The 14,279-nt window shown below is 72.4% G+C and carries 11 protein-coding genes; 5 read left to right on the top strand and 6 right to left on the bottom strand.

Features of this window, described 5'->3' with window-relative positions:
* Positions 1-3: 3 nt before the first annotated feature.
* Positions 4-1,722, bottom strand: a complete 1,719-nt coding sequence (locus ACFQ11_RS10140; protein ID WP_378297749.1) for an ABC transporter ATP-binding protein — start codon at positions 1,720-1,722, stop codon at positions 4-6.
* Positions 1,719-3,569 (bottom strand): ABC transporter transmembrane domain-containing protein, encoded by a 1,851-nt coding sequence (locus tag ACFQ11_RS10145; RefSeq protein ID WP_378297750.1) that lies wholly within the window; start codon positions 3,567-3,569, stop codon positions 1,719-1,721. The genes ACFQ11_RS10140 and ACFQ11_RS10145 overlap by 4 nt, the downstream gene beginning before the upstream one ends.
* Before the next feature lie 324 nt (positions 3,570-3,893).
* Between ACFQ11_RS10145 and ACFQ11_RS10150 the strand changes: the two genes are divergently transcribed.
* The 5 genes from ACFQ11_RS10150 to ACFQ11_RS10170 all read left to right on the top strand — a co-directional run bounded on the left by ACFQ11_RS10150 (position 3,894) and on the right by ACFQ11_RS10170 (position 9,497).
* Positions 3,894-5,054, top strand: a complete 1,161-nt coding sequence (locus ACFQ11_RS10150) for a PP2C family protein-serine/threonine phosphatase (protein WP_378297751.1) — start codon at positions 3,894-3,896, stop codon at positions 5,052-5,054.
* A 256-nt stretch (positions 5,055-5,310) separates the two neighbouring features.
* A complete protein-coding gene (locus ACFQ11_RS10155; RefSeq protein WP_378297752.1) occupies positions 5,311-6,000 on the top strand; it encodes a succinate dehydrogenase cytochrome b subunit in 690 nt (229 codons plus the stop codon).
* A 2-nt stretch (positions 6,001-6,002) separates the two neighbouring features.
* Entirely contained in the window at positions 6,003-7,940 is a 1,938-nt protein-coding gene (locus ACFQ11_RS10160; protein WP_378297753.1) for a fumarate reductase/succinate dehydrogenase flavoprotein subunit, read from the top strand.
* Positions 7,941-7,942: 2 nt separating this feature from the next.
* Positions 7,943-8,695: a succinate dehydrogenase/fumarate reductase iron-sulfur subunit gene (locus ACFQ11_RS10165; protein WP_378297754.1), complete on the top strand. Its 753-nt coding sequence runs from the start codon at positions 7,943-7,945 to the stop codon at positions 8,693-8,695.
* A gap of 163 nt (positions 8,696-8,858) precedes the next feature.
* Positions 8,859-9,497, top strand: a complete 639-nt coding sequence (locus tag ACFQ11_RS10170) for a hypothetical protein (protein WP_378297755.1) — start codon at positions 8,859-8,861, stop codon at positions 9,495-9,497.
* Positions 9,498-9,542: 45 nt separating this feature from the next.
* Here ACFQ11_RS10170 and ACFQ11_RS10175 read toward each other — a convergent pair whose 3' ends face one another.
* The 4 genes from ACFQ11_RS10175 to ACFQ11_RS10190 all read right to left on the bottom strand — a co-directional run bounded on the left by ACFQ11_RS10175 (position 9,543) and on the right by ACFQ11_RS10190 (position 14,279).
* On the bottom strand, positions 9,543-10,517 hold the full coding sequence (locus ACFQ11_RS10175; RefSeq protein ID WP_378297756.1) for a LysR family transcriptional regulator: 975 nt from the start codon (positions 10,515-10,517) through the stop codon (positions 9,543-9,545).
* A gap of 42 nt (positions 10,518-10,559) precedes the next feature.
* The gene (locus ACFQ11_RS10180; RefSeq protein ID WP_378297757.1) at positions 10,560-11,249 is read right to left on the bottom strand and encodes a Crp/Fnr family transcriptional regulator; all 690 of its coding nucleotides are present in this window, start codon (positions 11,247-11,249) and stop codon (positions 10,560-10,562) included.
* 244 nt (positions 11,250-11,493) lie between these two features.
* Positions 11,494-12,264 (bottom strand): succinate dehydrogenase/fumarate reductase iron-sulfur subunit, encoded by a 771-nt coding sequence (locus tag ACFQ11_RS10185; RefSeq protein WP_378297758.1) that lies wholly within the window; start codon positions 12,262-12,264, stop codon positions 11,494-11,496.
* Entirely contained in the window at positions 12,261-14,279 is a 2,019-nt protein-coding gene (locus tag ACFQ11_RS10190) for a fumarate reductase/succinate dehydrogenase flavoprotein subunit (protein WP_378297759.1), read from the bottom strand. Before ACFQ11_RS10190 ends, ACFQ11_RS10185 begins: the two co-directional genes overlap by 4 nt.

Below are 14,279 nucleotides of genomic sequence, written 5' to 3' on the forward strand. Positions count from 1 at the left end.
GCGCTAGGAGCTGTGCCAGGACGCCCACAGGGCGGCGTAGGACCCGTTCTGTGCGAGCAGCTCGTCGTGGGTTCCGAGCTCGGCGATGCGCCCGTCCTCCACCACCGCGACACGATCCGCGTCGTGCGCGGTGTGGAGGCGGTGCGCGATCGCCACGACCGTCCGCCCGTCCATGGCCGCCGCCAGCGAACGCTCCAGGCGGCGGGCCGCGCGCGGGTCGAGCAGCGACGTCGCCTCGTCCAGGACGAGCGTGTGCGGGTCCGCGAGGACGAGCCGCGCCAGCGCGAGCTGCTGCGCCCGCGCCGGGGACGGCGCCGCGTCGCCCGAACCGACCTCGGCGTCCAGGCCGGGGCCGTCCCACTCGACGGCCGCCAGGACGCGCCGCAGGTCGTCGTCGGACGCGTCCGGGCGGGCCATCGCGAGGTTGTCGCGCAGCGTCCCGCGGAACACGTGCTGCTCCTGAGTGACCAGAGCGACGTGGCCGCGCAGGTCGTCGAGCGGAAGCCCGACCAGCGGGACGCCGCCGACCGCGACCTCCCCGGTGCGGGGCCCGTCGATCCCGGCGAGCAGCCGCCCCAGCGTCGACTTCCCGGCGCCGCTCGGCCCGACCACCGCGAGCCGCTCCCCCGGCCGCAGGTCGAGGTCCACGCCGTGCAGGACGTCCCGCCCGTCCCGGTACGCGTACCGGACGTCGCGTGCGGTGATCCGCTCGCCGCCGGGCTCGCGGCCGTGCGGGACCCGGTCCGGCGGGACGTCGGCCACGCCCAGCACCCGCGCCAGCGACGCGCCGCCGAGCTGGAGCTCGTCCAGCCACGACAGCAGCGTCTCCACCGGCCCGCTCAGCTGCTGCACGTACAGGGTCGCCGCCGTCACCTGCGCGAGCGACGCGTGCCCGTTGACGTACAGCAGGCCGCCGCAGAGCAGCGTCGCCGCGACCGGCAGCACGAACCCGAACTCGATCACCGGGTACAGCACCGTGCGCAGCCGCAGCGTGTACCGCTCGACCTCGAACGCCGCGGCGATGTCGTCGTCCCCCCGCGCGCGCCGCCGCTCCGCCAGCCCCAGCGCCTCGACCGTCCGCGCGCCGTGCACGGTCTCGGCGAGGCCGTCGGCGATCCGCGCGTACGCCGCGTTCTCCCGCAGGTAGCCCGCGCGGGCGCGCGGCAGGTACCAGCGGGTCACCGCCCACAGGAGCGGCACCGACACCAGGCACGGCAGCGCGACCAGCGGGCCGTTCAGCACCAGCGCACCTGCCGTCAGCGTCACGACGACCACGGCGATCAGCGTCTCGGGCATCGCGTACCGGACGGACGTCGCGAGCGTGTCGACGTCCCGCGACGCGCGCGTCACCAGGTCGCCGGTGCCCGCGCGCTCCACCGCCGACAGCGGCAGCCGCAGCACCCGCCGCACGAACTCCTCCCGCAGCCGCGCGAGGACCCGCTCGCCGAGCTTCGCCGACTGCAGGTGCGCGTACCGGTTCAGCACCCCCTGGACGACGACGAACACGGCGATCGCGATCCCCGCGGTGTCGACGTCCGCGCGTCCGTCCGCGACGTCCTCGACGAGGTCGCCGAGCAGGCGCGGCGCGACGAGCCCGGCGGCGGCCGCGAGCGCGTGCAGCGCCAGAGCGCCCGCGAGCGCCCGCGGATACCGCAGCACCAGCCGCCGCGCGTACGCCCGCACCTGCGCGGGCGACGCCACCGGCAGGATCTCCGCGCTCACGACCGCACCCCCTCCCCGTCCACGACCCCCGCGTCCCCGGCGGCGTCGAAGCCGTCCGCGGCGCCCGTCCCTGTCGGCTCGTGCACGGTGTTCTCACCTCGGGTGACGGTGGCCGCGTAGCGGGGGTCGGTGTCGAGGAGGTAGCGGTGGGTGCCTTCGGCGACCACGCGCCCGTCCAGGACGAACGCGACGTGCGCGGCGCGGTCGAGCATCAGCGGGCTCGTGGTGCACACCACGGTGGTGCGGCCCGCGCGCGCTTGGGCGAGGCGGTCGGCGATGCGCGCCTCGGTGTGCGCGTCGACCGCGCTGGTGGGCTCGTCCAGGATGAGCACCTCCGGGTCGGCGGCGAGGGCGCGCGCGAGGCGGAGGCGCTGCTGCTGCCCGCCGGAGAACTCGCGGCCCGCCTCGGCGACGCGCGCGTCCGGGCCGGACGCCGCGACGATGTCCGTCGCGCTCGCGGCCCACAGCGCGGGCTCCAGGTCCACGGGGCCGCGGGCGGGGGTGAGCGCCTCGGTCAGCGTCCCGGCGAACAGCCGGTCCTCGTTGACCGCCACCACGATGCGTTCCCGCAGGCCGCCCAGGAGGTGCAGCGGCACGCCGCCGACGTCGACGGCGCCGGGGGCGTAGCCGCCGAGCCGGTCCGCGATCGCGCGGGCGTCCTCGGGGCGGGCCGCCGCGATCGCGGTGAGCCGCCCGGGGCGCACGACCAGACCCGAGTCGACGTCGGTCAGGACGGTGTCGGTCAGGACGGTGTCGGTCAGAGCGGTGTCGGTCAGAGCGGTGTCGGTCAGAGCGGTGTCGGTCAGGACGGTGTCGGTCTTCGGGCTCGGCGCGGGCGGGCCGTCTCCGGTCGCGCGCTCGGGGGCGAGGTCGAGGAGGCGCACCACGCGGTCGGCGGCGACCAGGCCCCGGGTGATCTTCCCGGCGGCCTCGCCGAGGGTCTTCAGCGGCGTGATGAGGAAGACCGCGTACCCGTAGAACGAGACGAGCTGTCCCGTGGAGATCGTCCCCTGCACGGTGAAGCGGGCGCCGGCCCAGGTCACGAGCGCGATCAGCAGGCCGGGGAGCAGGACCTCCGCGCCGCTCAGCCGGGACTCGGCGCGGGCGACGGCCACCCCGGCGGCGCGGACCCGCGCGGACTCGGCGGCGTAGCGGCCCGCGAACAGCTCCTCCCCGCCGACGCCGCGCAGCACGCGCAGGCCCGCGACGAGGTCCGTCGCGCGGGTGTTGAGGTCGCCGACGCGTTCCCGGTGCTCCTCCTCGTGCTCCCGGTACGGGCGCAGCAGCGGCGCCGCCAGGACCAGGATCAGCGGGACGCCGACGAGGACGATCAGGCCGAGCGGCGGCGAGATCGTCAGCAGGATCGCGGCGACCGCGACGATCGCGACGACGGCGCCGGCCCCCCGGGACACGATGTCGAGGACGTCCCCGATGCCGTCCACGTCGGACATGCCGATGCTGACGACCTCCCCCGCGCTCATCCGCTTGTGCAGCGTCGCGCCCAGCCGCGTCGCGTGCCGGGTGACGAGCTGGATCGTCCGGTAGGCGGCGGTGAGCCAGCAGGCGACCGCGAACCGGTGGCGCGCACCGCCCGCGGCCGCCTGGAACGCGCCGACGAGGACCAGGACGCCCGACCACGCGGCGAGCGCCCCGGCCTCCCGTTCGGTCATGGCGTCCACGGCCCGGCCGATCACCGCGGGGACCAGCACGTGGCCGAGCATCCAGAGGACGCCGAGGGCCGCGCCGGCGGACGCGATGCGCCACTGCGCGCGCAGCAACCACAGGAGGTACCGGCCGGGAGACCGATGGTCGGGATTGCCTGGATCTTTCTCCGGCAACGACTTCACGGGCCGCAGGCTACGCAGGTGGCGGGTCGTGAATCGACTGATTATTCCGGCCGCGCGCGCCGACGTGGACGGTGCGTGCCGTGGTAAGGAGACGCTAAGCTCTGACCGTACGGAGCGGGCTTCCCCAGCGCTCCATGAGCCGGGACCCTGGCGGTTAGGCAAATGCCACCACCCCGGTGCGGCCGTCCGTCCGCGCGGTGAACGCGCGGCATGCGGAGCCGTCCTGCCGTTGCCAGTGCCCGTCGCCGGCCCTAACTTCTTGGAAGCTTTGTGAGCGCCATCAGCCATCAGACGCGTCCCCCCGCCTCGGGAACCGAGGAGCGGGTGGACCTGCTCCTCATCGACGACACGCCGTCCGACGTCCTCATGGTCGAGAAGATGCTCGCCGACAGCGGCCTGGACGCCGACATCACCGTCGCCGCCGACCTGGCGAGCGCCCGCCGCGCCCTCACCCGGCGCACGCAGTGCATCGTCGTGGACCTGTCGGCGCCCGGCATCGACGACCGGATGGCCGGCCTGCGCGAGGTTCTGGAGATGTCCGGCACCGCCGCCGTCGTGGTGCTGACCGGCCTGGACGACGCGCACCTCGGGGTGCGGGCCGTCGCCGCCGGCGCCGAGGACTACCTGGTCAAGCAGGAGGTGGACGGGCCGCTGCTGGCCCGCGCCGTCCGCTACTCGGTCGAGCGCAAGCGCGCCGAGGAGACCGAGCGGCGCCTCGTCGAGGCGCGGATCCTGCGGCGCGAGAACGCGCGGCTGGAACGCGGGCTGCTGCCCGTCCCCCTGATCGACGACCCGTCGCTGCGGCACCACACCCGCTACCGGCCCGGCCGACGGCGCGCCCTGCTCGGCGGCGACTTCTACGACACCGTGCAGACCGAGGGCGGCGCCGTCCACCTGATGATCGGGGACGTCTGCGGGCACGGGCCGGACGAGGCGGCGCTCGGCGTCCAGCTGCGGATGGCGTGGCGGACGCTCGTGCTGGCGGGGCACACCGGGGAGCAACTGCTCGGCACCCTCGACAGCGTCCTCGGGCACGAGCGGCGCAACGAGGAGATCTTCACCACCCTCTGCATGATCACGATCGCGCCGTCCCGGCGGACCGCGCGGATGCACCTGGCCGGGCACCCGGCGCCGCTGCTGTTCCGCGAGGGCCCGGACGGTTCGTACGACGTGTCGGCGCTGCCGGACTACGCGCACGGCCCGGCGCTCGGCCTGATCCCGGGCGCCGAGTGGCCGACGACGGAGATCGACCTCGGCGAGTCGTGGGGGCTGATGCTCTACACCGACGGCCTGATCGAGGGCCGGATCGGCGCGGGGTCGGCCCGGCTCGGCACCGAGGGCCTGGTGAAGCTCGCGCACGCGGCGCGCGGGACGGGCGCGACCGGCCGCGCGCTGATCGACGAGCTGGTCTCCGAGGTCGAGCACCTCAACGAGGACGCCCTCACCGACGACCTCGCCGTCCTCCTGCTGTCGCGCCACGCGTGACAGCAGGAGGACGGACGGGAGCGCGACGAACCGGCCCGGTCCCGCGTCGGGGCGGCTGACCAGGGCGTTCGATGTCCGTCAATGTCATGTTGGTCACTCTGCGGCAGAGTTCCCGAACACCCTGTGAACTCACTCACCCCGGCACCCCGGCGGGACGCGAAAACCCCCCGTTCTCCTCGGTCGATAGTCCTGGGCTATCGAAATGAGTGCGCTGATGACTTGGAGCTCTGCACCGAGTCGGACATAACGTGCGCCCGTGGCTATAGCGATACCTGCGATCTACCGATCGACCGTCGGCAAGAAGGCCGTCATGGCGGTGACGGGCGGCATCCTCGTGCTGTACCTGATCGCGCACATGGTCGGGAACCTGAAGATCTTCTTCGGCGCGGAGGATTTCAACCACTACGCGCACTGGCTCCGCACGATAGGCGAGCCCGCCGTGCCCCACCGCACGGTGCTGACGATCATCGAGGTCGTCCTCGTCGTCGCGGTGGTCCTGCACATGTGGTCGGCGGTGTCGCTGGCCCGCCGTGCGCGCGCCGCGCGTCCCGTCAAGTACGAGTCGAAGAAGAAGAGCCACGCGCAGGGCTACGCCACCCACACGATGCGCTACGGCGGGATCATCATCGCGATCTACGTGGTCTGGCACCTGCTGGACCTGACGTTCTTCGTGGTGAACCCGCTCGGCGCGGACGACACCCCGTACGCGCGGATGATCGCGGACTTCGACCCGTCCCGCTGGTACATCACCGTCTGGTACGTCTTCGCGGTGCTGCTGGTCGGCCTGCACCTGCACCACGGCATCTGGAGCGCGTTCCAGACCCTCGGGCTGCGCAGCCCGCGCAGCCACAACCTCCTGCGGGGCCTCGCCATCGCCGTCTCCGCCGTGGTGACGATCGGCTTCATCTCCGTCCCCGTCTCCATCACCTTCGGATGGGTGAGCTGAACATGAGCGACGACCTTTACGAGCTCGGCGACCCGATCGTCGACGGCAAGGTGCCCGCCGGCCCGATCGAGGACCGCTGGACCACGCGCAAGTTCGAGGCCAAGCAGATCAACCCGGCCAACAAGCGCAAGAAGAAGATCATCATCATCGGCACCGGGCTGGCCGGCGGCTCCGCCGGCGCCACGCTCGGCGAGGCCGGGTACCACGTGCAGCAGTTCTGCTTCCAGGACAGCCCGCGCCGCGCCCACTCGATCGCCGCGCAGGGCGGCATCAACGCCGCGAAGAACTACCGCAACGACGGCGACAGCGTGTACCGGCTCTTCTACGAGACGGTCAAGGGCGGCGACTTCCGGTCCCGCGAGTCGAACGTGTACCGGCTCGCCGACATCTCCCGGAACATCATCGACCAGTGCGTCGCGCAGGGCGTCCCGTTCGCCCGCGAGTACGGCGGCCTGCTCGACAACCGCTCGTTCGGCGGCACCCAGGTGTCCCGGACGTTCTACGCCCGCGGCCAGACGGGGCAGCAGCTCCTCCTCGGCGCCTACCAGGCGCTGATGCGGCAGGTCGAGATCGGCAACGTGGAGCTGTTCCCGCGCCACGAGATGCTCGACCTGATCATGGAGGACGGGCGCGCCCGCGGCGTCGTCGTCCGGAACCTGATCAACGGCGAGATCAAGCACTACACGGCGGACGCGGTCGTGCTGGCGTCCGGCGGCTACGGCAACGTGTACTTCCTGTCGACGAACGCGATGGGCTCGAACGTCACCGCGTCGTGGCGGGCGCACCGGCACGGCGCCCTGTTCGCCAACCCGTGCTACACGCAGATCCACCCGACCTGCATTCCGGTCAGCGGCGACCACCAGTCGAAGCTGACGCTGATGTCGGAGTCGCTGCGCAACGACGGCCGCGTCTGGGTGCCGAAGAAGGCGAAGGACGAGCGCCGTCCCGCCGACATCCCCGAGGACGAGCGCGACTACTACCTCGAGCGCATCTACCCCTCGTTCGGCAACCTGGTGCCCCGCGACATCGCGTCCCGCGCCGCGAAGAACGTCTGCGACGAGGGCCGCGGCGTCGGCCCCGGCGGGCTCGGCGTGTACCTCGACTTCGCGGACGCCATCGAGCGGCTCGGCCGCGACAAGGTCGAGGCGAAGTACGGGAACCTGTTCGAGATGTACGAGCGGATCACGGGCGAGAACCCGTACGAGACGCCGATGCGCATCTACCCCGCCGTGCACTACACCATGGGCGGGCTGTGGGTCGACTACGACCTCGAGTCCACGATCCCCGGCCTGTTCGTGATCGGCGAGGCGAACTTCTCCGACCACGGCGCGAACCGCCTCGGCGCGTCCGCCCTCATGCAGGGCCTCGCGGACGGCTACTTCGTGCTGCCGGCCACGATCAACGACTACATCGCCAAGAACTCCCTGCCCCCGGCGTCCGACACCGCGATCGCCGAGGCCGAGGAGCGCGTCAAGAGCCAGATCGACCGGCTGCTGTCGATCGACGGCGACCGCTCCGTCGACTCCTTCCACCGCGAGCTCGGCCACATCATGTGGGAGTACTGCGGCATGGAGCGCACCGAGGAGGGGCTGCGCAAGGCGCTCGAGCTCATCCCGGCGCTGCGCGAGGAGTTCTGGAAGCGCGTCAAGGTCACCGGCAAGGGCGAGGAGCTCAACCAGCAGCTGGAGAAGGCCGGCCGCGTCGCCGACTTCCTCGAGCTGGGCGAGCTGATGGTGATCGACGCCCTGCACCGCACCGAGTCCTGCGGCGGCCACTTCCGCGCCGAGAGCCAGGACGAGGAGGGCGAGGCCAAGCGCGACGACGACGAGTTCGGCTACGTCGCCGCCTGGGAGTGGCAGGGCGAGGGCGCCAAGCCCGTCCTGCACAAGGAGACCCTCAACTTCGAATACGTCAAGCCGACGCAGAGGTCGTACAAGTAACCATGAAGCTCACACTGCGCGTCTGGCGCCAGAGCGGCCCCCAGGACAAGGGCAAGATGGTCGAGTACAAGCTCGACGACATCTCCCCCGACGCCTCGTTCCTGGAGATGCTCGACGTCCTCAACGAGAAGCTCATCGCCGACGGGGCCGAGCCCGTCGCGTTCGACCACGACTGCCGCGAGGGCATCTGCGGCATGTGCTCGCTGGTCATCAACGGCACGCCGCACGGTCCCGAGCGGAACACCACGACGTGCCAGCTGCACATGCGCAAGTTCAAGGACGGCGAGGTCATCGACGTCGAGCCGTGGCGGGCCAAGGCGTTCCCGGTCGTCAAGGACCTGGTCGTCGACCGCTCCGCGTTCGACCGGATCATCCAGTCCGGCGGGTACATCACCGCGCCGACCGGCACCGCGCCCGAGGCCCACTCGACGCCCGTCCCGAAGCCGGACGCCGACGCCGCGTTCGAGGCCGCCGAGTGCATCGGCTGCGGCGCGTGCGTCGCGGCGTGCCCGAACGGCTCGGCCGCGCTGTTCCTCGGCGCGAAGATCACCCATCTGGGGCTGATGCCGCAGGGCCAGCCGGAGCGCTGGGACCGGGCCGTGTCCATGCTCGACACCCACGACTCCGAGGGCTTCGGCGGCTGCACCAACACCGGCGAGTGCACCGTCGTCTGCCCGAAGGGCATCGGCCTGGACGTCATCGGCCGCCTCAACGGCGACTACCTGAAGGCGTCCGCGGGCGGCAAGAAGAAGTAGCCGTCCCCCCACGTGAGGCCCCGCCCGGCCGCGGCAACCGGGCGGGGCCTTTCGCCGTCCTGCGGCCCCCGCCGCGCGGCATGCACTAGCATGACGTCCCCGTGCACGTGCATTGTCCCATGCATATGCAGATGCATCAGCAGTCGGAAGGGGGCGGACGCCGATGACCGCCGTTCACCGATCGATCGTGTGCGTCGACGTCGAGGGCTACGGGCACCGGAGCCGGACGGACTGGGACCGGCTCGCCGTCCGCCGGGGCATGTACGCCGCGCTCCAGCGCGCCTTCACCGGATCCGGCGTCCCCTGGAACTCCTGCTACTACGAGGACCGCGGCGACGGCGCGATGGTCCTCGTGCCGCCCGGCGTGCCGAAGGAACGGCTCGCCGCGCGCCTCCCGGACGCGCTCGTCCCCCCGCTCGTCCGGCACAACTGCACGACCGCCCCCGGTGCGCGCATCAGGCTCCGGGTCGCGCTCCACGCCGGCGAGATCCGCTACGACCCGCACGGCGTGGTCGGCTCCTCCCTCAACCTCGCCTTCCGGCTGCTGGAGGCCGAACCGGTCAAGTCCGCTCTGCGGGCCTCCCCCGGTGTCCTCGCGCTGATCGCGTCCGACTGGTTCTACGACGAGGTGATCCGGCAGACCCCCGTGTGCGCGCCCGACGCCTACCGGTCCGTCCTCGTCGCGGTGAAGGAGACGCGGACCCGCGGCTGGCTGCGGCTTCCCGGCGCGGACGCCGAACGGCCGGCGCACCGGCCCGTCCGGCAGCTCATCGGACGGGCCTGGCCGGGGTTCGGCCGCTGACCCCGTCCCGGCCGCGCACGAGCGGCTCAGGCGCGGACGAGCGGCTCAGTCGTGAACGAGGGTCTCCACGCCTTCGGGGAGGCTGCCGGCCAGGCCGGCCTCCACGAGGAAGGTCTCCATCGTGTCCTGGAACGCTCGCGCGGCGTGCGTCAGCTCGACGTCCTTGCGGTGCGCGAGCGCGATCGTCCGCAGCAGGCCCTCGCCGAGGTGGCCGCGCCGCGCCGCCTCGTCCAGGACGAGCGGGGTGCCGCGCAGGCCCGGCCGCCCGGCCAGCACCATGCTCGGCACCACCGCGATGCCCAGCCCCACCTCGACGAACCGCAGCACCGCGTCCATCTCCCCGCCCTCGACCGCGAACCGCGGCTCGAACCCGGCCGCGCGGCACGCGCCGATCGTCGCCTCCCGCAGGTCGTAGCCGGGGCGGAACATCACCAGCGGACGGTCCCGCAGGTCGTCGATCCGCAGGAACGAGCGGCGCGGGAGCGGCGTCCGCCCCGCCTGCTCGGCCGGGGACGCCACCACCAGGTACTCGCGCAATATCGGGGTGGTGTCCAGCGGCGGGTCGCCGTGCAGCGGCAGGATGACCAGCGCCAGGTCCAGCTCGCCGCGCGTGAGCTGCCGCACCAGGTCGCGCGAGCCGCCCTCCTCGACGATCAGCTGGATGCCCGGGTAGGCGTCGTGGAAGCGGCGCAGCACGTCGGCGAGCAGCCCCGCGCACAGCGACGGCGTCGCGCCGAGCCGCACCCGGCCGCGCCGCAGCCCGGCGAGTTCCTGCACCTCGACCCGGGCCGTCTCGACGTCGGCGAGGATGCGCTTGGCCAGCGGCAGCAGCGCCTCCCCCGCGGGCGTCAGGGCGATGTTGCCCCGGGCCCGGCTGAACAGCGACACGTTCAGCTCGCCCTCCAGCGCGCGGATCTGCTTGCTCAGCGACGGCTGCGCCACGCGCAGGAGCTCGGCGGCCTGCGTGAAGTGCCGGACCTCCGCGACCGCCACGAAATAGGCGAGCTGCTGCAACTGCATCCTGCACAGCGTACGGGCCGCCGCCCGCGCGCCCGCGGGCGGCTAGCGGATGTGCTCGCGCAGCGCCTGCAGGTCGTGGACGATCAGGCGGCGCCGTCCCGTCTCGATGAGCCCGTGCCCGCGCAGGTGCCGCAGCGCCTTGCTGACCGCCTCCCGGGACGCGCCGACCCAGCCGGCCAGCTCCTCCTGCGACAGGTTCAGCGTGATCCGGACGCTCTCGCCGCCCGGCTGCCCGGACCCGTACGGCACCCCGAACCGCTCGGCGAGCTCCACGAGGCGCTGCGCGACCCGGCCGGTGGCGTCGAACATCCCGAACTCCGCGCGCTTGCGGTCGGCGTCCCGCCACCGCTGGCACAGCATCCGCATGATGATGATCGAGACGCGCCCGTTCTCCTCGAGGAACCGCATGAACGCCGCCGACGGGACGGCGAGCGCCCGCACCGGCTCGAGGGCCTCGACCGTCGCCGACCGGGGCAGCCCGTCGATCGCCGCGACCTCGCCGAGCAGCGCGCCCGGCTCCCGCACCGCCAGCAGCGCCTCCCCGCCCTGCTCGCGGTAGGTGTACGCCTTCACCCGCCCCTTCAGCAGGATCGCCACCCACGCGGACCGGTCGCCCTCGACGAACAGCGTCTCCCCGCGGCCGAAGTCCCGGACGTGTCCGAGGTCTTCCAGTCGGGCGCGTTCGGCCGGGGTGAGTTCGGCCAGGAACGGACCCGGTTCGAGGGCGCTCATGCCACCACGCTAAAGCGAACCGCCCGGGACCCGTCCCGGGGAAAGAATCACGAATCCATCACACGTTGTGTGTACTTCTCCCTATTCGTCCCACTCGCCGGTGCGCCAGGGTGGTGCGCGGTGTGCGCGGCGGCGTTCACGGGGAACGGCGATCGGCGGGCGGCGGTGCGGGGGCACGCCGCCCGCCACCGGCACGGGCGGGCCCGGGCGGCCGGCGCCCGGGGGGCGCCGGCCGCCCGGGGGGTCAGGCGGAGGGGGTGTCCTGACCCTTCTTGACGATCCCCAGCTTGGTGCCGAGCCAGACGACCGGGTCGTACTTGCGGCCGACGACCCGCTCCTTCATCGGGATCAGCGCGTTGTCGGTGATCTTGATGTGCTCGGGGCAGACCTCGGTGCAGCACTTGGTGATGTTGCAGAACCCGAGGCCGTGGTCCTGCTGGGCGATCTCGCGGCGGTCGGCCTGGTCGGCCGGGTGCATCTCGAGCTCACCGATCCGCATGAGGTAGCGCGGCCCGGCGAACTCGGGCTTGTTCTCCTCGTGGTCGCGGATCACGTGGCAGACGTTCTGGCACAGGAAGCACTCGATGCACTTGCGGAACTCCTGCGAGCGCTCGACGTCCACCTGCTGCATGCGCAGCTCGCCCGGCTTCGCGTCGCCCGGGTCGAACGAGGGGATCTCGCGGGCCTTCTGGTAGTTGAACGAGACGTCGGTGACCAGGTCGCGGATGACCGGGAACGTGCGGACGGGCGTGACCGTGATCGTCTCGTCCGGGTCGAAGGTCGACATCCGGGTCATGCACAGCAGCCGCGGCAGGCCGTTGATCTCGGCGGAGCACGAGCCGCACTTGCCGGCCTTGCAGTTCCAGCGGACGGCCAGGTCCGGGGCCTGCGTGGCCTGCAGGCGGTGGATGATGTCGAGGACGACCTCGCCCTCGTTCACCTCGACCGTGTAGTCGGTGAGCTCGCCCTCGCCCTCGTCGCCGCGCCAGACGCGGAACTTCGCCTCGTAGCTCATCCGTCGCCCTCCTCGCCCTCGGCCTTCTCGTCCGCCTTGTGGTCGGCCTTGTGGTCGGCCTTGCCGTCCGCCTTCGCCGCGTCCGGACCGGCCGCGCCCGGCGCGACGACGTCGGCGGGCAGTTCCTCGGCGGTCAGGTACTTCTTCAGCTCGTCGGTCTCGAACAGGCCGAGCAGGTCCGCGCGCATCGGCGGCATCGGCTGCCGGGTGAGCTCGACGTGCGGGTCGTCCGGGTCGCCCGCCAGGCGGCAGACGAGGTTGACCTTCCGCCACTCCGCGGACATCTGCGGGTAGTCGTCGCGGGTGTGGCCGCCGCGGCTCTCCTGCCGTTCGAGGGCGGCCTTCGCGACGGCCTCCGAGACCAGGAGCATGTTGCGCAGGTCCAGCGCGAGGTGCCAGCCGGGGTGGTAGCCGCGGCCGTCGTTCACCGCGACCGGCTCGACGGAGACGCGGGCGACGCGCTCGCGGAGCTTCTGCAGGGCTTCGAGGGCCTGCCGCAGCTCCTCCTCCTTGCGGATGATGCCGACCAGCTCGTTCATCGTGGTCTGCAGTTCGGCGTGGACGGCGTACGGGTTCTCGCCGCCCTCGCGCTCGAACGGGGCGAGGGCCTCCGCGGTGGCCGCGTCCACGATCTCGTCCGGGACGGCGGGACGCGCGTCGAGCGCGTCGACGTACTCGGACGCGCCGAGCCCGGCGCGGCGCCCGAACACCAGCAGGTCGGACAGCGAGTTGCCGCCGAGCCGGTTCGACCCGTGCATCCCGCCCGCGACCTCGCCGGCGGCGAACAGGCCGGGGACCTTCGCCGCCGCGGTGTCGGGGTCGACCTCGACGCCGCCCATCACGTAGTGGCAGGTCGGCCCGACCTCCATCGGCTCCTTGGTGATGTCGACGTCCGCCAGCTCCTTGAACTGGTGGTGCATCGACGGGAGCCGCCGGACGATCTCCGCGGCGCCGCCCGGCATCCGGTCGACGACCGTGAGGAACACGCCGCCGTGCGGGGAGCCGCGGCCGGCCTTCACCTCGGAGTTGATCGCGCGGGCGACCTCGTCACGGGGCAGCAGCTCGGGGGGCCGCCGGTTGTTGTCGGGGTCGTCGTACCACCGGTCGCCCTCTTCGGGGGTGGTGGCGTACTTGTCCTTGAAGACCTCGGGGATGTAGTCGAACATGAACCGCTTGCCCTCGGAGTTCTTGAGGACACCGCGGTCGCCGCGCACCGACTCGGTGACGAGGATCCCCTTCACCGACGGGGGCCAGACCATCCCGGTGGGGTGGAACTGGACGAACTCCATGTTCAGCAGGGTCGCGCCCGCCTGCAGGGCGAGCGCGTGGCCGTCGCCGGTGTACTCCCACGAGTTCGACGTGACCTTGAACGCCTTGCCGATCCCGCCCGTGGCCAGGACGACGGCCGGGGCCTCGAACACGACGAACTTGCCGGTCTCGCGGACGTACCCGAACGCGCCGCAGATCCGGTCGCCGTCCTTGAGCAGCCGCGTGATCGTCGTCTCGGCCCACACCTTGAGGCGGGCCTCGTAGTCGCCGTGCTCGGCGTGGTCCTCCTGCTGCAGCGCGACGATCTTCTGCTGGGCCGTGCGGATCAGCTCCAGGCCCGTCCGGTCGCCGACGTGCGCCAGCCGCGGGTACTCGTGCCCGCCGAAGTTCCGCTGGCTGATCTTGCCGTCCTTGGTGCGGTCGAACAGCGCGCCCCACAGTTCGAGCTCCCAGATGCGCTCCGGGGCCTCCTTGGCGTGCAGCTCGGCCATCCGCCAGCTGTTGAGGAACTTCCCGCCGCGCATCGTGTCGCGGAAGTGCACCTGCCAGTTGTCGTTGGCGTTGACGTTGCCCATCGCCGCGGCGGCGCCGCCCTCGGCCATGACGGTGTGCGCCTTGCCGAACAGCGACTTGGAGATGATCGCCGTCTTCTTGCCCTGGAGGCGAGCCTCGATCGCCGCGCGCAGCCCGGCGCCGCCGGCACCGATCACCACGACGTCGTACGAGTGCCTCTCGATCTCAGTCAT

This window comes from Actinomadura sediminis (genome assembly GCF_042675525.1).
GTDB classification, from domain to species: Bacteria; Actinomycetota; Actinomycetes; order Streptosporangiales; family Streptosporangiaceae; genus Spirillospora; species Spirillospora sediminis.

What these genes read in the sequence shown, in the direction of transcription:
- ACFQ11_RS10180 (WP_378297757.1), bottom strand. Translation starts at nt 11,249, where the DNA reads ATGAGCGCCCTCGAACCGGGTCCGTTCCTGGCCGAACTCACCCCGGCC.
- ACFQ11_RS10160 (WP_378297753.1), top strand. Translation starts at nt 6,003, where the DNA reads ATGAGCGACGACCTTTACGAGCTCGGCGACCCGATCGTCGACGGCAAG.
- ACFQ11_RS10165 (WP_378297754.1), top strand. Translation starts at nt 7,943, where the DNA reads ATGAAGCTCACACTGCGCGTCTGGCGCCAGAGCGGCCCCCAGGACAAG.
- ACFQ11_RS10190 (WP_378297759.1), bottom strand. Translation starts at nt 14,279, where the DNA reads ATGACTGAGATCGAGAGGCACTCGTACGACGTCGTGGTGATCGGTGCC.
- ACFQ11_RS10170 (WP_378297755.1), top strand. Translation starts at nt 8,859, where the DNA reads ATGACCGCCGTTCACCGATCGATCGTGTGCGTCGACGTCGAGGGCTAC.
- ACFQ11_RS10175 (WP_378297756.1), bottom strand. Translation starts at nt 10,517, where the DNA reads ATGCAGTTGCAGCAGCTCGCCTATTTCGTGGCGGTCGCGGAGGTCCGG.
- ACFQ11_RS10185 (WP_378297758.1), bottom strand. Translation starts at nt 12,264, where the DNA reads ATGAGCTACGAGGCGAAGTTCCGCGTCTGGCGCGGCGACGAGGGCGAG.